Raw genomic sequence first — 21,088 nt, 5'->3', positions numbered from 1 at the left:
GCAAATTCGTAATACGGTACTGATTTTGCTCATGATATACTATGGATTGAGAGAGAATATAGTAGAGGGTGGGCACAGGATGGCAGCAAAACAGAACGATGCCGGGTCCATACTTGATCGAATTACTGACTTGCCGGTAAGAAAAAGTAGAGGAAGACTGAAAATTTTTGTTGGATATGCACCAGGTGTTGGGAAGACCTGTGCAATGCTTAGCGACGCTCACGAAGAGCAAAAAGAGGGTATAGATATCGTAGTTGGATATATTAAACATTATGCCCGGCCATACACTGCGGCGTTGTTGGAAGGACTTGAACTTCTTCCTTACATCAAAATTTCAAATAAAGAATCCTCAACTAAGGAATTTGATCTGGACCAAGCGCTCCAGAGAAGTCCTGACCTTATTTTATTGGACGATTTGGCCCATACCAACGCGGCAGGATGCCGACATAAAAAAAGATATCAGGATGTGGAGGAACTTCTTCGCGCAGGAATTCATGTATATACGACGATGAATGTTCAACAGATTGAAAGTCTAACGGATATTGTCTACTCCATTACTGGCATTTCCGTTGACGAACGCATACCGGACAGTGTATTTGACAGTGCTGATCAGGTGGAATTAGTCGATATTGAACCGGATGATTTAATAGGACGTTTGAATAGGGGAAAGATTTACCCTGAGGAGGAGAATACACAGGCTCATTTATTTACCAAAGAGAAGCTGACGACTCTACGTGAAATTGCTTTGCGTAATACAGCAAGTCAGTTAAACCGAATCGCGGAGCAAATCAGTGAGCAGGCGAAAAGAAATGAATTTGATACGAAAGAACATATTCTGGTCTGTCTGTCTTCGGCTGCTTCCAATAAGAAAGTGATCCGAACAGCAGCAAGAATGGCGGCAGCTTTTCATGGTCATTTCACCGCGTTGTTTGTGGAAACACCAGAAGCGAGAGAATTGACATCAAAAAATAAAGCGGAGTTAAGGGAGAACCTTAGGCTGGCTGAGCAAATGGGTGCACAAATCGCAACGATGTATGGAGACGATATTCCAGGACAGATTGCCGAATATGTCAAAACAAGCTGTGTATCGAAAATTGTCCTAGGACGCTCCCCTTACAAGAGGAGAGGGCTTGCAAAATCCAATGTAAGTGATAAACTAACGGCCTTACTTCCTAATATTGAAATCTATATTATCCCCTATACTCAGTCTTCCTTCTATAAAAGATTGCCTTTTTACGAAAAATACCCATTGCTGTCGTTGGCAGATACTATCAAGACCATTGCTATCTTGGCTGTGTGCACAATTATTGGCTTGTGGTTTAAGTATTTGGAATTCCGAGAAGCTAACATTATCACCGTGTACATTCTGGGAGTTTTGTTAAATGCAATTGTGACCAAGGGCAGAATGTATAGCGCCATTTATTCGGTTATGAGTGTACTTGTGTTTAATTATTTTTTTACCGAGCCTTATTATTCTTTACAGGCTTATGATTCAGGCTATCCGGTCACCTTTCTGGTCATGCTGGCTGCTTCTTTCATGACGAGTACACTAACTATGCGAGTAAGAGAGCAGGCTCGGCAATCCGCGCAAAAAGCTTACCGTACCGAGGTGCTTCTGGAAACAAGCCGGAAATTGCAACAGGCCAAAGACTCTCCGGCTATTATTAATGAAATGGCACATCAAATGGTAAAGTTGTTGGACAGAATGGTCATTTTCTATTCAGTTGACCAAGGGGTACTGTTGGCGCCGCAGTTTTTTCCAAAGAAAGAATCTGCAGTTGATCCAGGGGTCTACACAGGAGGCAACGAACGTGCAGTTGCAGAGTGGGTATATAAAAACAACAAGCGTGCAGGAGCAACGACGGATACTTTTTTTGGCGCTAAGTGTCTATATCATGCGGTGCGTGGAGGAGAACAGGTTCTTGCGGTGGCAGCTATTGTAATGGATGAGGAAGAACCTTTAGAAGTTTTTGAAAATAGCCTAATGCTTGCCATGCTGGGAGAATGCGCGCTGGCGCTAGAGAAAGAAAAACTGAACGAAAGACAACAAGAGATTTCCATGCAAATCCAGCAGGAGCAACTCCGTGCCAGTCTGCTTCGGTCCATTTCTCATGATTTACGCACTCCACTTACCAGCATCTCAGGCAATGCGGGGATTCTTCTTGGAAACCCAGAGGTACTAAACGAGGAACAGAAAAAAGGTCTATATACGGATATATATGACGATTCCATGTGGTTAATCAATTTGGTAGAAAATTTGCTGTCTATTAGTCGAATCGAAGGTGGTACTCTAAATCTGAATTTTCAGGCAGAATTAATGGAGGAAGTCATTTCGGAGGCTCTGCTTCATGTGAATCGCAACAGTGTGAAGCATGTCATTCAGACGGAACTGGATGATGAATTGATGATGGCTCGAATGGACTCCCGACTTATTGTTCAGGTATTGATCAATATGATTGATAATGCAATCAAGTATACCCAAGATGGCTCTCACATCACAATTTCAGCAAGACGCGAGAGACATATAGTCATTGTAGAAATCTCAGATGATGGCCCCGGTATTTCTTCAGAAGAAGTCAAGGTTAGACTGTTTGAGATGTTTTATACGGCAGACAACATTCATGGGGACGGACGTCGTGGATTAGGATTGGGGCTTTCTCTGTGCAAATCAATTGTGAATGCTCATGGAGGTACTATTGGTGTTAAGGACAATATCCCTAAAGGGACGGTTTTTTATTTTACCCTGCAAGCTGAGGAAGTGAATGTTCATGAATAAACCTTTTATTCTTGTTGTGGAGGACGATAAACCCATCCGCAAGCTGATTACGACAACGCTGGAGACACAGGGGTATAAATATCATACGGCTGAAACAGGGGAAGCATCGATTTTAGAAGCAGTATCCAAGCAGCCGGATCTAATGATTCTGGATTTGGGGTTGCCGGATATGGATGGTGTAGATATCATAAAAAAGTTTCGTGCATGGTCGAATATGCCTATTATTGTGGTCAGCGCACGCAGCGAAGATCGGGATAAAATAGATGCGCTGGATGCCGGAGCGGACGATTATCTAACAAAGCCCTTCAGTGTAGAAGAACTGCTGGCCAGACTTCGAGTCAGTTTACGAAGAATTCGAAATGACAGTGATAAGCTCCTGAAGGATGCTTCCAGCTTTATTAATGGAAATTTGAAAATTGATTATGCAGCAGGATGCGTATGGATTGGTGAAGAAGAAATTCACCTGACCCCAAGCGAATATAAACTGCTTTGCCTGCTGGCAAAACATGTAGGCAAAGTACTGACCCATAATTTTATCCTGCATGAAATCTGGGGCAACCACAGCTATGACATTCCTGCCCTGCGTGTGTTTATGGCAACGCTGAGAAAAAAAATAGAAAAAACATCATCACAAACTAAGTTTATTCAAACACATATCGGAGTTGGTTACCGTATGCTTCAGGTTGGAGATGATGGCTAGGTAACAATACCATTATGTAATTAGAGATCATGCTCTTATGGAGCATGGTCTCTTTATTTTTCATCTGCCACTAAATCTTAAGATGATCTTTATACCTATATGAAAACCCTAATCCTAAACTAATGGTGAAAATGTTACGCTGAACTCTGAAGTAAAGAGGATAAGGAGGTTCGGCATGTGAGATGTGCACTACCTTGTTCGTCTGTTTCATCGGCTAAGCTGTCAACTGAGTGAAAGGGAAAGAGGTATGGGGAATGAATGAAATTTTAACAAGTGCGGGTCTGATCTCAATTGTGCTGGCGGTGCTGTATTCCGTTAAAAAAATATATGATTTTATCGATTTGCAGAAGGTGACACGGAAGGATATCTATGAGAACTATGATATCTATAAAGCAGCTCAGAAGTTTGCTCTCGGTACACCCGTCGATGAGATCAGAGAAATCCTGACAAACAGCTATGAGTTAGACGATAACCAGGTTGAAGAGACAATGTTTTTGGCTCTTCCTCATCGGAACGATACCGATGGTGGTTATCTTGCCTTTATCAAGGCTGTAAATCGGGTGCTGGAACAAGAGGTTTATAGCTAAACTCCGAAAGAAGGAAAAATATGAATCGTCAGGCCGCGTTACCTGGTGTTTGCTCCCAATCTGGCCGGAGAACAATTTCTACAAGCGCTGAGTGAAGAAGAAAAATTATTTGTTGCTTTGGCATCCAATCCTGATCAACAACACCATTTGTAAGAATTAGGAGTAGAAAATGTTATTGAAAGCTTAGAAGGCTTATTCCACTTGTTGAAGACGGAGTGAGCCTTTTTTACATGCAGAAAATTCAACTACAATAAGCAATTAAAAACGGCAAGTCATATATGCAAAGAGGAAGGGAGAATAAGTTCTATAAATTCCATGAAAGCGTTTGACATATTTGAATATCAATCTATAATTATGAACAGAATTGGACCTCACTGAGATGCAAGTATCCTGATTTTTTCAATCTGAATCGGATTAAGATGTCGCCAATTTTCAAATAGGTCGCTGCCTATGAGGAATACGATAATTGATAGAGCTGTTGTTCATAAACAGCAAGCTTCATAACCAGGGGCTTGCTCTTTCATTTACCTAAGGAGAATGGGTCGGAATGACACTTAAAAAAAGAATCTTTTTATTGTTTTTTCTCAGCGCGTTTATTCCCTTTATCAGTATATTTGCAATTTCTTACTATACCATTGATTCCATTTTTGCGAATAAAATCAATGATGGAATTCGGAGCAATCTACAGCAGGTAACTTCATCACTGGAAAATTCAATTACCAACCTGAATCATGTTACTCAGCAATTATCATATAGTGGTACATTAGGAAAAAAACTGGATGAAGTCTTGAAGCCTTCCTCCAATATATTTGAATTGATTGAGGCTAGAGATGAATTAAAGAATGAGTTAAATGTCGTAACGTTTACTAATCCGAATATAGGTCTGACCTTATACTATTTCCAGAAAGAAGGCACTACACAGTTCGCTAACTTTCCCATCAAAGATCGTTTTTCTCCCGAGTCTTTGCCTGTGCTTTCCAAATCATATGGCATTGCGTACTATGGTCCCCATATGAGTATGAACCGATTTGATGATCAGCTTGTTTTATCTGCTATGCGAAAGGTACAGCTGCCTCAAAGGGACGATGTATATATTTACGTCGAATCCGGCTTTCGTCTTACACAGGATATACTGGGTTACAATCAATACAAAGGAGCTTTATCGCATTTAATCCTGAATGGTGAGGGCAACATTGTTTACAGTGAAATTCCAGAAGCGATGAAGGTCGGAGAGAATTTCTCCAGCATATCGAAAGGTACTGCAAAAGATGGAATATCCCGTGATTACCATTGGTTTAAGGAGGACTCCAGTCAGAATTGGAGCGTCATATCGGTAATTTCGCAGGCTAAGTATCAACAGGAGAAAAACCAATGGTTGCTTCAAATATTACTGGTCGCTTTATTTTTTCTCGGCTTTACCGTATTTCTGGCTTGGCTTCTGTGGAAGATGGTTTACAAACCACTAGGTCTGTTCCATTCGGAAATTAACGGAATGTCTCAGAATCCACAAAAGGCAGGCAGCCAGACCCGCACTCAAATTCCCGAGTTTGATTTTCTGTTGGGAGAATTCTCAAATATGCAGCATCAAATCGGCGACCTGTTCAAGGAAGTGCAGCAGAAAGAGAAGATTCGTGCAGATTTGGAAGTGGAAAAATTGTTATATCAGATCAATCCTCACTTTCTAATGAATACGCTGGATACTGTGCACTGGCTGGCCGTCATGAACGGACAAGGAGAGATTGACAAGTTGGTGCAATCCTTAAACAAGCTGTTGTATTACAATTTGGGTAAATTAGGGCAAGTATCCACGATGGAAGAGGAAATTGATGCGCTAAGACAGTACCTAATCCTGCAGCAAATTCGATATGACTTTGAATTTGACGTGCGTATTTCAGCGGATGATCAAGTTCTTCAAATACCTGTGCCTCGTTTTATTCTGCAACCGTTGGTTGAAAATTCACTTTATCATGGACTGAGTGACGAAGGTTTTATTCAAATTGAAGTTACACTTGCCAAAACGCTGAATATTTTAATACAGGATAATGGAGCAGGCATGACCGAGGAAGCGATTCAAAGACTTCTGAATAATCGTATAGCTGAACATAAAAAAGTAGGGATGGGCATCGGACTCAATTATGTCCACCGCATGTTGAGGGCACAGTATGGAGATCAAGCACAACTGGTGATCGAAAGTGAATTGGGTACAGGGACAAGTATACTGCTCATACTTCCTATCAAAGGAGAAGATGTCTGAGGATGATTAAGGTATTGATAGTGGATGACGATAAATTAGTACGAAAAGGAATAAGCTCCGCGATGCCGTGGAACGAGTTCAATATGGAGGTTATAGGAGAAGCAAGTAACGGGTTGAAAGCACTGGATTTTCTGAAAGCCCAACCGGTCGATCTGATGCTGACAGATCTCGCGATGCCGGTGATGTCAGGTATTGAACTGATGCGAGCTGCAAGGCAGCTCTATCCAGAACTACATATTGTTGTATTAACACTGCATCAAGATTTCGATTATATCCAGGAAGCGCTCAGACTTGGAGCCATCGACTATATAGCCAAAGTTCAGCTCGAGAAGGAGCAATTCGAACACGTGCTGCATCGAATACATACCCGGATTGACGAGCTGGCGAATACAAGACGAAAGCTGCCTCTGCTAAGTGAGACCAATGTCCATTATCGCCATGTGTATGCACTTGTTTCACTGGATCGCAAGTCAGGACAGAGCTGGCCGATTGAACTGACATCCAATGTAGACGAGATCCGATGGGAGGTTGAACGGAACAGCTGGATGTGGACGGCACCCATGGACGTAGAGGATCAGCTGTTCCATAAACTGAAGGAATCCCTGGATCAAGTTCCCCAAGTCGCCTTGCTGGTTATGTCCGATGTACAAGAGCGAACATGGTCGCAAATCCAAAACTGGATTATGAATTATACAGAAACGTCCTTATTCTATGCATACAATCCTTATGATCCTGTCATTTCCGTTTCGATGAATGTGGAGGACTCATTTCCAATAGAACCGCAGGATGAAGACATGGATCGTATTAGGCAAAGTTGGTTCCTATCACCATGGACCCACAACGACAGTTATTACAACCAACTGATTGAACAGTTCAAATCACTAAGACTGCATAAAGGCCAGCTGATGGGATTGCTATACTCTATAGTTATGGAATGGAATCACCTTTTTGCTCAGACTACGTTGGGTAGAATCTCAATGATCCATTCTTTTCAATCCTGGTACGAGGTAGAAGATTGGATCAAGCAGACCTCTGTGGGCATTCGTAAGGCAGATGAACAGACTTCGTATTCACAAGAAATTGTAGACGCCGTAAAAAAAGCGATTATGATCATGCAAAATAATTTGGACCAAGCTTTTACAGCTTCAGGTCTGTCCCAACAACTGAACATCAGCCGAAGCTATTTCAGTCAATGCTTCAAGGATTTGATGGGGAAAACCTTTAATGAGTACTCCCGATTTATACGAATAGAGAAGTCTAAAGAGTATTTATTGAATACAACCAACACGATTTTCTGGATTGCGGAGCGAGTGGGTTATACGGATGAAAAATATTTCAGCCGAATTTTTCGCGAATTGACAGGTCTGCTGCCAAGCGAATATCGACAGCTCGGCAGAGGGGATAAATAGCGTACTCTCCCAGATGACCAATAATCCGGGCGAAAGAAGGGAAAACGATGATTAAGAAGATGGCTGCATGTGTTCTTGTCGTCAGCTTAATTACAGTGACAGTATATTTCAGCAACCCATACTTCCGGGAATCGCCAATGGGACCAACGAAAACAATCTCGGACACTGCCGCTGCCGATCCATTGGGGAAATATGAATATCCCGTTTCCATCCGACTGGGATATGTGGTAGATCCAACAGGCGCGGATCTCTCAGGAGGAGAAACACTTGAGAAGAATATATGGAAAACGATGATTAAACAAAACCTTAACATTGATGTCCAGGTATTATGGCAGGTGTCGAAGGAAAATCTGAGTCAGAAAATCGATCTGGCTATCGCCAGCAATGATCTGCCGGATGCCATGATTGTAAATCAGCTGCAGCTGAACGAGATGATCAAGGCTGGAGAAATTGAAGACCTAACCGAGGCATACAATAGTAGCGCATCACCGGAAATAAAAAAAATTATTGATAGCACAAACGGATTGGCTATGGAACAAGTGACCTTCGATGGCAAGATGATGGCTGTTCCTTCTGTGACAGCGGAAGACTTCAGCATGCTCTGGATTCGACAGGATTGGCTGGACCGTCTTGGACTGAAGCCGCCGAAAACGGTAGATGATCTGGAAGCTATCGCCAAGGCCTTTGTAGAGAATGACCCAGATGGAAACAGTAAGCGGGATACGATTGGCCTTGCTTCAAGCACTGGACTGTATAACGATTTCAACAACAGTGCTTTTTCTTTTGATCTAACCCCAATCTTCGCAGCATTTGGATCTTTCCCGGGATATTGGCTGAGCAAAGATGGAAAACCTGTATACGGTTCGGTTCTACCGGAAACGAAGGAGGCCTTGGTCAAACTGCGTGAAATGTACGCCAAAGGCCTTCTCGATCCAGAACTGGGTATCCGCAAAGAAGCGGAAGAAACAGTTATTAACGGTCAGGCGGGGATGTTCTTTCAAGGTTTTTATGCTGGGTACTGGCCCCTTCCGAGCGCTTGGCAGAACGAGCCGGAGGCGAACTGGCAAGCATACGCACTCCCGCTGGATGCAAACGGAGCATACCATGTGAAGGTGGATAATCCGTCAAGTTCATTCTTGGTGGTACGAAAAGGATATGCTCATCCCGAAGCGATCATTAAAATTAACAATCTGTACCTTCGTGATGAGTTCAAGTACGGTACGCGTTTTATGCTGGGCCGCAATTTCTTTGCTCCGGCAGATGAAGCACGATATGAATCGAAGGCAGCGCAGGATATTCTGATGGGAACCAAAACACCCGCCGATTTCAAGGACAAGTCTGAATACAAATTGCTGGAAAACTTAGTTTCGACAATAAAACAAACCAAATTGAAGCCTTATGATCAATATGGTATTTCCTATTGGAATGAACACAGCGACAGCTTTATGCGGGGTTATTCGCTTCTTGTAGGCGGAAGAAATTTTTTCGATCCAAACATCCATAAAGTTCGAAGCCTTACCTATATACGAACTCCAACGATGGAGAAGGCTTGGGGTGAACTATCAAAACTGGAACATGATACATTTTTAAAAATTATTTTAGGCGCTGAACCGATCGATTCATTTGATCAATTTGTCGAGGAATGGAAGGAACAAGGGGGCGATCAAGTGACTGTGGAGGTGACCGCAGCCCATAATCATCGCTGAAGACCATCATGAATGTGATACGATAAATTCTACAAGACACTTTTATAATTCCATTAATCAAGCCGACAGATTCTGTTTCAGGAGCTGCCGGTTTTTTTGTTCTTCACTTTGATTAGTAAGTAAGGATAGACAAATGTATGTCGGTAAGTAGGATAAATGCTTACAAGCCAACTATGGCTTCATGATCCCGAATGAAACCGTATACATTTCTCTATCCAAACAGACGTTCAATCCCTATCTCGATTTGTCTTCTCCGAGTCTTATAATGAAAGCGCAAACAACAATGATAGAGAAATATTCAAAACGAAGGGGAATCGAATGTGATGAGAACTAAATGGTTCATAAAAAGAAACATGTTGACGAGACGTCTGGCCGTGTTGTCGATGTCTGCCCTGATGATTTCAACCCTTGCAGCCTGTGGGGGTTCCTCCAACCCTCCCACTGCGGAGGAAGCGGGCAAGTATGAGGTAACACCGGGAGACCCATTCAGTGCCTATAAAGACGAAATAACCGTAACGATGGGTCGTGTGACTACAGCCAACCCGAAACTGCCGGCTGGAGATACGTATGAGAACAACGCGTATACTCGGCTGGTCAAAGAAACATTTAACGCTCAGATTAAAGACCAATTTGAAGCAAACGGAGAAGATTACAGCCGTCAGGTTTCTCTCGCCATCGCCTCTGGGGAACTGCCTGACATGATGCGTGTCGATTCCAAGGATGAACTCAAAGAACTGGTTGATAATGATCTGATTGAAGATATGACGGAAATTTACAAGCAGTATGCCACAGATAACATCAAGAACATTTACGAATCTTATGAGGGCCGTGCATTAGATAATGCGACGATAGATGGACGTTTAATGGGACTTCCGGCTACTTCCCTAGATTCCGCGCCAACCATGGTCTGGGTTCGTCAGGATTGGCTGGATTTACTGGGTATCCAACTTGACGCAGACGGAGACGGGGCCATCAAGCTGGATGATGTGGAGAAAACGGCCAAGGAATTCCTGAAAAGAGATCCTGGCCAATCCGGGAAACCGGTAGGTATTCCCTTTGTGAACACCCTTAATACAAGTGACTATAATGGTTCCGCCTATACCATGCTGGGAGTTGCCTCCACCAAGGGTGCATTCCCTCAATACTGGTTGAAGGGAAAGGATGGCAGCATTGTTTATGGCTCGACAACAAAGGAAACCAAGCAGATGTTAGGCGTCATGGCAGATTGGTTCAAGAGAGGCATCATCGACCCGCAATTTGGAACACGCACATTTGATGATATTACGGCACTGTACACCAACGGCCAAAGCGGTATTGCTTTTGGACCATGGCATATTCCCGACTGGGGTCTGAGCAGCGTGAAGCAGATGGATAAGAATGCGAAATTCACGGCTTACACTTTGGAGGATGCAGACGGAAAGGTAAACGTGGCACACGCCAATCCAGCCAATCAGTTTATCGTTGTGAGAAAAGGATATGAACACCCGGAACTCGCCGTTAAAATAGTAAACCTTTTCTACGATAAACTGGCAAATGATAAAAATGTGGAAACATCTATGCCAGAAGCCGCCAAGTATCAAGAGAACGGCGTAGACGGTTCTACCAGACCTTTTAATATTGAAGTCAACTCGGCTACCTCGCTGCTGGATGATTACTCTGACGTTGTTCGCGGGATTAAAGGGGAGATTAGTCTGGATCAGGTCCGGACAACCGAATCAAAGAACAATATTGAAAGTATCCAAACCTACTTGAGCGATATGGATACGGATAACGTAACAGCCTGGGCGAAATATCACTCGCGTATCAACGGAGTGGGACTCATCGACAAACTGACACGGGAAAACAAATTCGTCTGGATGACACCCGCTTTCTCTGGCACTACACCAAGCATGAAACAGACATGGGCTAATCTGACCAAGATGGAGCAGGAATCTTTCATCAAAATCGTGACTGGTGCAGAATCTCTGGATTACTTCGATACTTTCGTTAGCAATTGGAAGAAACAAGGTGGTGACCAGGTAATTCAGGAAATTGAAGACGAGGCTGCATCCGAAAAATAAACAATCATGAACTGCTAGAAGGGCCGCGATAAGCAGCCTTTCTTCAGGAAAGGGGTCCATCCATGAAACAGGGAAATGATAGAGCAAAAGTTCGGTTGGGCACGGGTGCCATGTATCATATGATGATGCTTCCGGGAATTTTATTTTTACTGGTATTCAGCTATGTTCCGATGGTCGGTGTCATTACGGCGTTTCAGGATTATATACCAGCCAAGGGGATGTTTGGCTCCAAATTTGTAGGGCTGAAGCATTTTATTTATATGTTTAAGCTGCCGGACATCGCACAGGTTTTTAGTAATACGTTGGTGATTGCCATTGCCAAGATTCTATTGGGAACAATGATGGCTATCATTTTTTCCATTTTGTTAAATGAGATCCGCATCAAATTCGTTAAAAAATCCGTACAGACAATTGTTTATCTGCCACACTTTCTATCCTGGGTAGTTCTAGCATCCGTGGTTGTTAACATGTTCAGTTTGGATGGAATTGTGAATCAAATTTTGGCTTTTTTCGGTCTGGAGAATATTAATTTTCTCGGCAGCAACACCTGGTTCCAGCCGCTGATTATTGGGACAGACGTGTGGAAGGAGTTCGGTTACAGTTCCATCGTCTATTTGGCTGCAATTACTTCGATTGATCCGGGTCTGTATGAAGCGGCAGGAATGGATGGAGCCAGCTGGTGGAGAAAAGTATGGCATATTACATTGCCAGGTATGCTGCCTATTATCCTGCTCATGGGAGTGATGAGTCTGACCAATATTTTGAGTGCCGGCTTCGATCAAATTTATAATCTGTATAATCCGGTTGTCTATGAGTCGGGAGATATTCTGGATACTTATGTATATCGGATTGGACTCGTTGGGCGACAGTATAGCTTCGGTACGGCTGTTGGCCTGTTCAAGTCAGTGATCGGTATTGTTTTGCTATTGTCCGCCAACCATTTGGCCAAGAAATACACCGACCGAAAAATATTCTAAGGAGGCAAAGCCTATGTCATATTCTGTAAGCCTAAAAGATCGAATTGGCCGGTTTGTCATCAATGCCATCGTCATATTGCTGGCATTGATCTGCCTTCTTCCGTTATGGAATATCGTTGCGATTTCATTCAGCAGCAGCGAGGCCGTGTCAGCTAATGCTGTAGGTCTCGTACCGGTCAATTTTACAACAGCAGCGTATACGAAAATTATCGATGATGCTCAGTTCTGGCGTTCCTTTGGCATATCTGTTCTACGTGTTGTGCTCACACTTATTCTCAACATGATTCTTATTATTTTAATGGCATACCCGCTCTCCAAGTCGAAAAGGGAATTTAGGGGCAGAAACATTTATATGAATGTTATGATTTTTGCCATGTTGTTCAGCGGCGGGATGATCCCGAGTTATCTACTGATCAAAAACCTCGATATGCTTAATACAATTTGGTCGCTTGTTCTACCGGGAGCTGTCCCTATATTCAGTGTCATCCTTGTCATGAACTTCTTCTCTGCTGTACCTAAGGCGCTAGAAGAAGCAGCATTCATCGATGGGGCGAATCCGCTCCAGGTTCTGTTCAAAGTATATGTTCCCGTGTCCATCCCTGCGCTGGCGACGGTAGCACTATTCAGTATCGTGGGAACGTGGAATGATTTCTTTAGCGGTTTGATCTATATGACCCAAGTCAGCAATTATCCGCTAATGACTTATATTCAGTCCCTTAACGTGAATATTGCCGAACTTCTTCAATCCGGCACCAACTCAGCACAACTCAGCAACCTGACTGAAATTTCAAACAAAAATCTAAATGCGGCCAAAATCGTAGTCGCTGTCATCCCGCTACTGCTGATTTATCCGCTGCTTCAAAAATATTTTGTGACTGGAATTGTTGTAGGATCGGTAAAAGAGTAATTGTATGATGTGACTTGATTAAGATAAAAACACTATGCGTCTATTGGAAAGGTTGTAATGAACAATGGAAAATAAAAATTGGTGGAAAGAAATCGTTGTATACCAGATATATCCACGGAGCTTTCAAGATAGTAATGGTGATGGAATCGGCGATTTGAAAGGAATTGTTTCCCGTCTGGACTATTTGCAGCAACTCGGTGTCGGTGCGATTTGGCTATCACCAGTTTGTAAATCCCCTCAGGATGATTTCGGTTATGATATTTCGGACTATCGGGATATTGATCCGATGTTCGGGTCTTTGGATGATATGGGGATGTTAATTCATGAAGCTGGGAAACGTGACATTCGAATCATAATGGATTTGGTGTTGAACCACACTTCCGATGAGCATCCATGGTTTCAAGAAGCAAAAAAAAGCAAAGAAAATCCGTACCATGACTATTATGTCTGGAGAGATGGCGTTGAAGGAATGCCACCAAACGACTTGGGTTCCATATTTGGTGGTTCAGCTTGGGAATGGGTACCCGAGATAGGACAATATTATTTACATCTTTTTTCTGTAAAACAGCCGGATCTCAACTGGGAAAACCCAAAAGTCCGACAAGAGATTTACGAAATGATCAATTGGTGGATAGGCAAGGGTATAGGCGGTTTTCGGCTTGACGTAATTGACTTAATCGGAAAAGAACCAGATTTGAAAATTACCAGCAACGGGCCGAATCTGCATAAGTATATCAGGGAACTCAGCAAGGAGACGTTTCAAAAAGCTGGAGACCTGCTGACGGTTGGAGAAACATGGGGCGCTACGCCAGAGATCGCCAAATTGTATAGCAACCCGGACGGCAGTGAGTTTTCAATGGTATTTCAATTTGAACATATTAGTTTGGACGAACAAGAGGGGAAAGGGAAGTGGGATCTTAAGCCTCTAGATTTTCAAGAATTAAAAAAAGTGTTATCTAAATGGCAGACAGAGCTGAAGGGGGATGCCTGGAACAGTTTGTTTTGGAATAATCACGACTTACCCCGAATCGTTTCTCGTTGGGGAAATGACGGAGAATACAGGATAGAATCGGCTAAAATGTTGGCAACCCTTCTTCATGGCATGCGAGGCACACCATACATTTATCAGGGGGAAGAATTAGGAATGACGAATGTTCAATATCCAATTGAAGACTATCGGGATATTGAGTTACTAAATTTCTACAAAGATAGAATTGAGAAAGGATACCCTGAAGATAAAGTTATGGAGTCAGTCTTTGCAAAGGGGCGTGATAACGCTCGAACACCAATGCAGTGGGACGCTTCCGACAACGCTGGTTTTACATTAGGGAACCCTTGGATTAAAGTAAACCCGAATTATAAGGATATCCATGCACAAGAAAGTTTAAATAACCCTGAATCCATATTCCATTATTATCGGAAACTAATCCGATTAAGGAAAGATCATGAAGTGATCATATATGGGGATTATGAGCTGATGTATCCCGAGAATAAAGATTTGTTCGCATACACTCGAACGCTGAAAGGAACCAAACTACTTGTAGTATGTAATTTTCAAAAATACACAACCCATCTCCCACTTCAGAAAGAGCTGGCAGAGACTAAACAGCTGCTAATATCCAATTATCCAAATAACATGTCTGATATAGAAATGCGTCCTTATGAAGCGAGGATGTACCTTATCGATACACTCAATAAATGAAAATGAATATCGTACAAAAGTGTATGATCAATAAATTTCTAATCTTAACTGGTTGAAAAATATTTATGAATTGAATTTAGAATAAGGGAAAAAGGATCAAGCAATATGAAAAGGGCATGGTGGAAAGAAGCTGTGGCTTATCAAATTTTTTATGGACTCCAATGGGGATGGCATTGGTGATATAAAGAGGATGATTCCTTTCATAGTCGAGGTATGAAAGGAATCATGGATTTGTTGATCAATCACACAAGCGACGAACACCCGTGGTTTATCGAATCAAGATATCTTCGCTGGATAGAGAAGAAACCAATTGATGAATTTGAACATCCCTTGTCATCATTTATGGAACAGGTGTTGGCAGCGGAGCCACGTGTTGCTGGAACAGTTCCCAAGTCAAGCTGACTACCGTTCCTTTCTCCGGAAGACTCCACGTAATCCACTGTGTGGACTGTAGTTGCGAGTTCGCTAGCGTGATGCTGATTTTGATTTCCACTGTGGGATTTTGAAAAAATCCGGAAAAAGGAAACCCTAGCGTATATGTCCCCGCAAGTGGGTTTCCGTTCAGTGGAACTTGAAAAACCGCTTCGTTTCCTTGGATGCGCAAGCTGATGTCGATTTGCTCGACTTGATGCGTTGGATGGTCGATTAAATCAAGAAATTCGATTTTGGTCGATAGCTCCGGTAAATAATAATTGGAGACAATCAGCGGGTCGTTGTCGCTGACGTCCTTAAGGGTATAAACCGGATAAGCCGCTATAACCGTGGCAGGCATCGGAATCGTTTGCGACGGGGTATGCTCCGGATCTAGAAGGAACTCGGCCGGAACCTCGCTTACTCCGGATTGACTGTACTTGCACCAGATCGATTTCACCTGAATCGGCTGTTTGATTTTATTTATCAACGTGATTTCTTCTGTGGCCATCGTCACTTCAAACGGCCCGGTTGACCACGGTCCAGTCATATTGCTTAGTTCTAGCACAACCGCCGATTCAAAAAACATACCATCTGCGAATTCAAATCGTATTGAACCGTGAGCTCCGGTCCTGGACACCGAATCTCGCAACAGAATCGCCCGTTCCATCGTCACCGGAATAGTTAAATAGAAGGCGACCCCTTGTTTGGAGATGGATATATCTTTAAATTCCTGAATCGTTACAGCATAATTCATATCCTGTTGACCCGGATATTCAACGATTGGCTCTTCCGTGAAAGACCGTAGTTTTTCCTCTAGTTCCTGTCTGATGTAGAGTGGAAGATCGGGAAGAAGCATCACCTGAAAGAGAACAGAGGAGCGAAGAACCGTGGATGGGTCGATTATCGCCTGTGCTGAAATACCTGGTAAAAAAGTGCGCCGCCCGTTTTCCTCCCGTTCTTTGGCGTGAAAACCGATTCGATAGACTGCGGGTAAAACAAAATATTTTTTCATGTTATCACGATCCCGATATAATCGGTAATAATCTGGCACACTCAATTCCGACATTTCAACATATCTTCCTTTGGAAAGAAATTTGAGTCGATCTGGCTTGCGACAGCCTATTGCTATCGAAGAGCCTGAAGACTGGAAACGATACAATCTCCCCATGGAAGCACACGGGAGCACAACAGAAAATGTTGTCGCAGCAAAACCAGAAATAGAACTCAGTTGGTACTGGGAAAAATCCGGCGAAGGTCCCAAAGGCAATTCCATGCGAAATGTGGGCGTGTCCATCTGTTGGAGCGTTACCGACTTCGGCACGTAAGCTAAAATGCCAAAGGGACCGACGGAAAGCATAGGAGGGGGCAGCCGCTCGTTCATTCCGGTCATCGCTTATAACTGAGTGCCACCCATTGACCGGAAAGAAATACGCTTATGAACACGGAATCGGCGTGCTCTTCTATTTGAGGTTGGACAAAATGACTTAGAACAGTACCATCTGTGTCCAAATAAGGAATGTGAAACCCTATGCTTAGTTTCATCGGAACCGGACTCATACCCGGGCCAGCATGAGAAGGACTGCCGATTTTGACCTTGAGGTTGATGCGAGCGCTGAGCTTGGACTCGTCACCTGCAGGCCCTGGATCGCCAAAGATGCGAAACGTAATAGGGCTTGTGTTTTCGTTATCATTTGACTGAGGAAGCAGCAATTCATAGGTTGGCATATAAAACGACTGATTTCCATAGGCATTCGTCCATGAAGTATCATGTACGTTGAAGATGACCGGAATCGTTTCTGGGCTTTGTTCCGTGCTGTCCAGGGGGCGTAAGGCTACCGTCATTAGTTGTATGCTCCTTCTGCGTCCAATTCAGGCAAGGTGCGAATCAAACGCTCATAATTTTTCTGTTCCATATGCAGTATGAACTCCAGAGGAACTACAGTATGCTCGGCTTCATTCTGAAGTGTTATCGTATGCATATCTAGATGCAGATTCGTTGCTTCTCCTTGTAGAGCCAGCATTACTTGTTGCGCCTCGGATTCGTTTAGATTTGCGCTTAAAGAAGTTTTGGTAATACCGTTCATTTTGACAACCGCAAGAGTTCGGCTATTTAAGTTTTCGTGCAATCGCAGTTCCAAGGTGGCTTCCTTCAAATCATTTCTTCTCAATGACTCAATCTCCAACGACAGCATACCTCCGTTGATGAACGGGATGTAGGATTCGCCTGCGGCAGGCTTTTTCCTCAGTGTAAACAGTATGGAAATCTTCGGCACTCCATTGGCGTCACAAATAAGTTTGAGCTGCCTTTCGTCCCGCATATTCATCCTCCTTAGAAACGGCATAAAACACACAAACTACATTATGAGCAAGTACATTATGAGCAAGCGCTTCTTTTATTATGTGGAGAATACGATGTCATGATAAAGGTTATAAATAAATCGCTTTCCACCATACCGAAAGGGATGAAATGTCATGACAGATGCGATCGGCCCAATTTTTTCTGGAGGCGGCTTTGAAACGATTGAGCTGACGGAAAACGGTGAAGGATACACTATTTTGTACCTGCCTGATAAGAACAATCAGAAGCTGCAGCAGGAAGGAAAACCCCCTGTATATTATTGGGTGTCGAGCCAAGTACGACTAGCGCGGCATGCGGAGAACGGAGACTTCAAATTCAGCTTAACTCATTACTCAGGAGATCCGAATCCTACAGACAATGAGGGGATCGGCGTCGGGGGAATGATCTCCTTCACAACAACCATAGCCTACCCGCCTTCAGTGTTGAAGGGTTCGCAAGAGAAACTGCTGGAACGATTCAAAGGGAGCGACAAGCAATATTGGGGCTGGACCACATCGGCAACACCGGAATTTCGCATCGTTCCTATTACCAGCAACGCAACCTCGATTCTCGGCAATGAAAATGGTTGGAGACTAGATGGGGAAGGCCCGGGAAACGTCACAGGGGGCGAAAATGCCTTCTTCGGCATGCTCGATGCTCTCCATAGCGAACTTCTCTGGTCAGGCTTTCACGGCGGGACGAGTCCGATCGCAATACAGCAGATTTTACAAATTCCCGTCTGGACAGAGAAACTAAACCTAAAGATAACTGGGAAATGGTCAAGAATTTATAACCACTTTTCCACGCACTTGTCTGCGGGCGGGTGGTACTGGTCCGTAGACATCCAGCGTGTATTTAATGACTTGCGAGTTAGTGGAGGCATCAAAGTGGAGTTGCAAGTGGACGGCACGATGCCAGGTGCAGACGAAATGCAGAAATTGATGGAGCAGCATCAGGAATTGATCTTGAAGCAGTTTATGGATCAAGCGTCCAAAATCATCTTCGAACCTGCACCACCAAAAGCAGAATCGGCCAAAGCGACGCGAGGTAGAAATTTTTGGGGATTCGGTGGCGGTTTTGCATTAAAACAGGTTTGGGACCAGACTCAAGTAGACTTGGACTACGAGGAAACGATTGAATTTCGGTATAACAAGGAATTTCCAATCAGCAGCAGTCTAGAAGGATTACGCACGATTATTCAAACCAACCCTGATGAAGAAAAAAAATATTTCATCCGCAACTATTTGGACCTTGTCAAGCTAGTTCCGATTATTGTAAAGCCGGTGATCAATTGGCCGCAGCCAGAGAATCACTTTGCAGGAGAACCGGTAGCGTTTGCTTCGGTCCAAATCGGTTATCCGATGGAGGAAGGATCAATCCATTGGGAGCCACAAGTATTCGAAAAAGGTGGGTCTACTTCCTGGGAGCCGCAAATTGTTCGCAAACGCAAAACCGATGTACTAAATCCGCCTCAAAATTGGGAGCCTGACAAAATCTTTATTAAGCGAAAGCTTCATTTAGTAGAGTCGCCCTCAGCGGACGAATTCCAAATGATATTTGTTGAAAAAAATGATGTGGATCTTGACCCCGGGGATCAAGGAACCCTCACCAACGAGCAAACCTTTGATGTCAGAGCAGACCATGTTGGTATGCTTGAGGTAGGACCGATAGTGCTAGGTGTCGAAATTCCCGGGCCCACCTGGATGATTGAGGTGGAATTCCAAGCCTTAGGTAATACGCATGACGGAAATGAACGTCCTGTAACAAAAATGATGTGGAAGTACGAATCTAAAGATCAGACAGGGTATTGGAAGATATACACAGGACAACTAGACTACAAGCCTGAATTCAAATACAGAGTAAGGGTAATAGAAAAAGGCGTACTGGGCGAAGCTTCAGGTTCAGAATGGCAAGGGGAATGGGAGCGATGTGTTGGCAATGGTCCGCTTGTCATTAAAGTTCCTAACCGATTACCAATACCGGTCTAATATAGCGTGTCAGACTTTTTTTTGTTAGTGGGCCCTCAAATTAAGATTGAAAGCTCTCGGAGGAAAAAACATAGGACGTAGAAAGTCGCCATTAATGGCGACTTTTTTTAGTAGTGGATTCAGAATGTTTGTGCCAATGTACATCGGGATAGGGTGTCGAGAGACAAGAACATATTCCCATTGGAGTCGCTATTTTAGCGGCTTTTTTATGTTATCGGTACAAGTTCTTGTCCCGAGCCAAGGACAAGAACATGTTCCGATTGCCGATTTGATGATGATCTAAACAGATAACTTACAGTCCACTATTCACCACAACACACAAACTGATGTTCATTCGAAGGTCATGTTTGATTTTCGTGTGTAAAACTGGGTGGAGAGTTGGCTATTTCTGATGAGACGAGCGAATACAGGTGGGTTCCAAAGGAAAATGTTCAATTCAGTAAGCCCATTAATATACGGGTGAAACCTTCTTCCAAGATGAGCCACTATACAATCCAACGTTTGCTTTCTTCAGGCACAACAGGCTTGGTTTCATCTGAACGGGCAGGATAGAGCAATAGCGTCTTTGGCTCCGTTCATCATTAAGGGCATAGCCTGTTTAACAAATGATTCCGCACTTATTGGGCACCCCTCATTGTTCCAAACGTAAGCAGCCCCATACATCCCCCAACTTAACATGATAGAAGCTGTATTTATTAAGAAGTGCGCGTTTGGACTCGATGGCATCTTATCTTTGTCTATAAAGGAAAGAAGTATCGTTTGAATTTTTTCCTTTATTTGAATTTCGAATACAAGTCCAAGCGATGTATACCTTCTTTTGCACATCGTGCTTAGACCCTTGTGAAAATCGCACACACCCAGAAAAATACTCTGAATTGTTTCTTCATTTAGAACTTCGTGCCCGTTTATTCTACGATTTATGATTGTCATAAATGATTCCATTAGTTTGGCCTCAAGAATTTCGAATTTATCTACAAAGTGCGCATAAAAAGTCGCTCTGTTAACAGTAGCCCGCTCTGCAATATCCCTAACGGTTATCGATTCAAAGTCTTTTTCTTGAATTAATGAAGCAAAAGCGTCTTGAAGGAGTCGCCGTGTACGTATCACACGAGGATCAGCTTCATTCTTTTTAATGGTCATCGTTAAGATCTCCCCTAATAAAACGACATTATAGAAATGGTGTTGTCTATACAACGGTTTATGGTTATTGATGATTGCGTACCATTCGGTTGGTATTATAACATATAAATACAACAAGTGTTGTTCAAAC

At 43.2% G+C, this 21,088-nt stretch carries 15 protein-coding genes and 1 pseudogene; 12 read left to right on the top strand and 4 right to left on the bottom strand.

Translation table 11 applies throughout. From position 1 onward, the window contains the following. The first annotated feature begins 79 nt into the window (after positions 1 to 79). From MKX30_RS01240 to MKX30_RS01190, 11 genes and pseudogenes are all read left to right on the top strand, one after another. A complete protein-coding gene (locus MKX30_RS01240) occupies positions 80 to 2,776 on the top strand; it encodes a sensor histidine kinase (protein ID WP_068939612.1) in 2,697 nt (898 codons plus the stop codon). Then, on the top strand, positions 2,769 to 3,476 hold the full coding sequence (locus MKX30_RS01235) for a response regulator (protein WP_023988805.1): 708 nt from the start codon (positions 2,769 to 2,771) through the stop codon (positions 3,474 to 3,476). Before MKX30_RS01240 ends, MKX30_RS01235 begins: the two co-directional genes overlap by 8 nt. Positions 3,477 to 3,730: 254 nt before the next feature. Next, positions 3,731 to 4,063, top strand: coding sequence for a hypothetical protein (locus MKX30_RS01230; protein ID WP_068939613.1), 333 nt, complete (start codon positions 3,731 to 3,733; stop codon positions 4,061 to 4,063). A gap of 547 nt (positions 4,064 to 4,610) precedes the next feature. Beyond that, positions 4,611 to 6,317, top strand: a complete 1,707-nt coding sequence (locus MKX30_RS01225; RefSeq protein WP_053325510.1) for a sensor histidine kinase — start codon at positions 4,611 to 4,613, stop codon at positions 6,315 to 6,317. Positions 6,318 to 6,319: 2 nt separating this feature from the next. Further along, the gene (locus MKX30_RS01220) at positions 6,320 to 7,726 is read left to right on the top strand and encodes a response regulator transcription factor (protein WP_028541594.1); all 1,407 of its coding nucleotides are present in this window, start codon (positions 6,320 to 6,322) and stop codon (positions 7,724 to 7,726) included. A 47-nt stretch (positions 7,727 to 7,773) separates the two neighbouring features. After that, a complete protein-coding gene (locus MKX30_RS01215; RefSeq protein ID WP_028541593.1) occupies positions 7,774 to 9,432 on the top strand; it encodes an extracellular solute-binding protein in 1,659 nt (552 codons plus the stop codon). A gap of 323 nt (positions 9,433 to 9,755) precedes the next feature. Then, positions 9,756 to 11,492, top strand: a complete 1,737-nt coding sequence (locus MKX30_RS01210) for a sugar ABC transporter substrate-binding protein (RefSeq protein WP_028541592.1) — start codon at positions 9,756 to 9,758, stop codon at positions 11,490 to 11,492. Positions 11,493 to 11,554: 62 nt separating this feature from the next. Continuing rightward, positions 11,555 to 12,469 (top strand): ABC transporter permease, encoded by a 915-nt coding sequence (locus tag MKX30_RS01205; protein WP_023988799.1) that lies wholly within the window; start codon positions 11,555 to 11,557, stop codon positions 12,467 to 12,469. 13 nt (positions 12,470 to 12,482) lie between these two features. Further along, positions 12,483 to 13,376, top strand: coding sequence for a carbohydrate ABC transporter permease (locus MKX30_RS01200; protein ID WP_023988798.1), 894 nt, complete (start codon positions 12,483 to 12,485; stop codon positions 13,374 to 13,376). A gap of 64 nt (positions 13,377 to 13,440) precedes the next feature. Next, positions 13,441 to 15,078: a glycoside hydrolase family 13 protein gene (locus MKX30_RS01195; protein WP_341062343.1), complete on the top strand. Its 1,638-nt coding sequence runs from the start codon at positions 13,441 to 13,443 to the stop codon at positions 15,076 to 15,078. 105 nt (positions 15,079 to 15,183) lie between these two features. Continuing rightward, positions 15,184 to 15,360 (top strand): annotated as a pseudogene (locus MKX30_RS01190) (alpha-amylase family glycosyl hydrolase); the annotation flags it as partial. A 58-nt stretch (positions 15,361 to 15,418) separates the two neighbouring features. On the opposite strand, the gene MKX30_RS01185 reads toward MKX30_RS01190, so the two are convergent. From MKX30_RS01185 to MKX30_RS01175, 3 genes are read right to left on the bottom strand one after another with little or no spacing between them, the layout of a single operon-like run. Beyond that, positions 15,419 to 16,873, bottom strand: coding sequence for a hypothetical protein (locus MKX30_RS01185; protein WP_341062341.1), 1,455 nt, complete (start codon positions 16,871 to 16,873; stop codon positions 15,419 to 15,421). A gap of 5 nt (positions 16,874 to 16,878) precedes the next feature. Further along, entirely contained in the window at positions 16,879 to 17,334 is a 456-nt protein-coding gene (locus tag MKX30_RS01180) for a hypothetical protein (RefSeq protein WP_341062340.1), read from the bottom strand. Beyond that, positions 17,334 to 17,810 carry a hypothetical protein gene (locus MKX30_RS01175; protein WP_341062339.1) on the bottom strand — a complete coding sequence of 159 codons (477 nt, stop codon included), beginning with the start codon at positions 17,808 to 17,810 and terminating at the stop codon, positions 17,334 to 17,336. The genes MKX30_RS01180 and MKX30_RS01175 overlap by 1 nt, the downstream gene beginning before the upstream one ends. A 154-nt stretch (positions 17,811 to 17,964) precedes the next feature. Between MKX30_RS01175 and MKX30_RS01170 the strand changes: the two genes are divergently transcribed. After that, positions 17,965 to 19,818 (top strand): hypothetical protein, encoded by a 1,854-nt coding sequence (locus MKX30_RS01170; RefSeq protein ID WP_341062338.1) that lies wholly within the window; start codon positions 17,965 to 17,967, stop codon positions 19,816 to 19,818. 531 nt (positions 19,819 to 20,349) lie between these two features. Here the strand turns inward: MKX30_RS01170 and MKX30_RS01165 are convergent. Continuing rightward, positions 20,350 to 20,958: a TetR/AcrR family transcriptional regulator gene (locus MKX30_RS01165; RefSeq protein ID WP_279833802.1), complete on the bottom strand. Its 609-nt coding sequence runs from the start codon at positions 20,956 to 20,958 to the stop codon at positions 20,350 to 20,352. Positions 20,959 to 21,088 lie beyond the last annotated feature (130 nt).

The organism is Paenibacillus sp. FSL P2-0173 (assembly GCF_038008045.1).
In the GTDB taxonomy this organism is placed as follows: domain Bacteria; phylum Bacillota; class Bacilli; order Paenibacillales; family Paenibacillaceae; genus Paenibacillus; species Paenibacillus polymyxa_B.
The sequence above is the reverse complement of the archived record's forward strand: the minus strand, read 5'-3'. Positions and strand labels throughout refer to the sequence as shown.

What these genes read in the sequence shown, in the direction of transcription:
- MKX30_RS01210 (WP_028541592.1), top strand. Translation starts at nt 9,756, where the DNA reads ATGAGAACTAAATGGTTCATAAAAAGAAACATGTTGACGAGACGTCTG.
- MKX30_RS01205 (WP_023988799.1), top strand. Translation starts at nt 11,555, where the DNA reads ATGAAACAGGGAAATGATAGAGCAAAAGTTCGGTTGGGCACGGGTGCC.
- MKX30_RS01165 (WP_279833802.1), bottom strand. Translation starts at nt 20,958, where the DNA reads ATGACCATTAAAAAGAATGAAGCTGATCCTCGTGTGATACGTACACGG.
- MKX30_RS01225 (WP_053325510.1), top strand. Translation starts at nt 4,611, where the DNA reads ATGACACTTAAAAAAAGAATCTTTTTATTGTTTTTTCTCAGCGCGTTT.
- MKX30_RS01240 (WP_068939612.1), top strand. Translation starts at nt 80, where the DNA reads ATGGCAGCAAAACAGAACGATGCCGGGTCCATACTTGATCGAATTACT.
- MKX30_RS01220 (WP_028541594.1), top strand. Translation starts at nt 6,320, where the DNA reads ATGATTAAGGTATTGATAGTGGATGACGATAAATTAGTACGAAAAGGA.
- MKX30_RS01175 (WP_341062339.1), bottom strand. Translation starts at nt 17,810, where the DNA reads ATGCGGGACGAAAGGCAGCTCAAACTTATTTGTGACGCCAATGGAGTG.
- MKX30_RS01195 (WP_341062343.1), top strand. Translation starts at nt 13,441, where the DNA reads ATGGAAAATAAAAATTGGTGGAAAGAAATCGTTGTATACCAGATATAT.
- MKX30_RS01235 (WP_023988805.1), top strand. Translation starts at nt 2,769, where the DNA reads ATGAATAAACCTTTTATTCTTGTTGTGGAGGACGATAAACCCATCCGC.
- MKX30_RS01170 (WP_341062338.1), top strand. Translation starts at nt 17,965, where the DNA reads ATGACAGATGCGATCGGCCCAATTTTTTCTGGAGGCGGCTTTGAAACG.
- MKX30_RS01230 (WP_068939613.1), top strand. Translation starts at nt 3,731, where the DNA reads ATGAATGAAATTTTAACAAGTGCGGGTCTGATCTCAATTGTGCTGGCG.
- MKX30_RS01185 (WP_341062341.1), bottom strand. Translation starts at nt 16,873, where the DNA reads ATGAACGAGCGGCTGCCCCCTCCTATGCTTTCCGTCGGTCCCTTTGGC.
- MKX30_RS01180 (WP_341062340.1), bottom strand. Translation starts at nt 17,334, where the DNA reads ATGACGGTAGCCTTACGCCCCCTGGACAGCACGGAACAAAGCCCAGAA.
- MKX30_RS01200 (WP_023988798.1), top strand. Translation starts at nt 12,483, where the DNA reads ATGTCATATTCTGTAAGCCTAAAAGATCGAATTGGCCGGTTTGTCATC.
- MKX30_RS01215 (WP_028541593.1), top strand. Translation starts at nt 7,774, where the DNA reads ATGATTAAGAAGATGGCTGCATGTGTTCTTGTCGTCAGCTTAATTACA.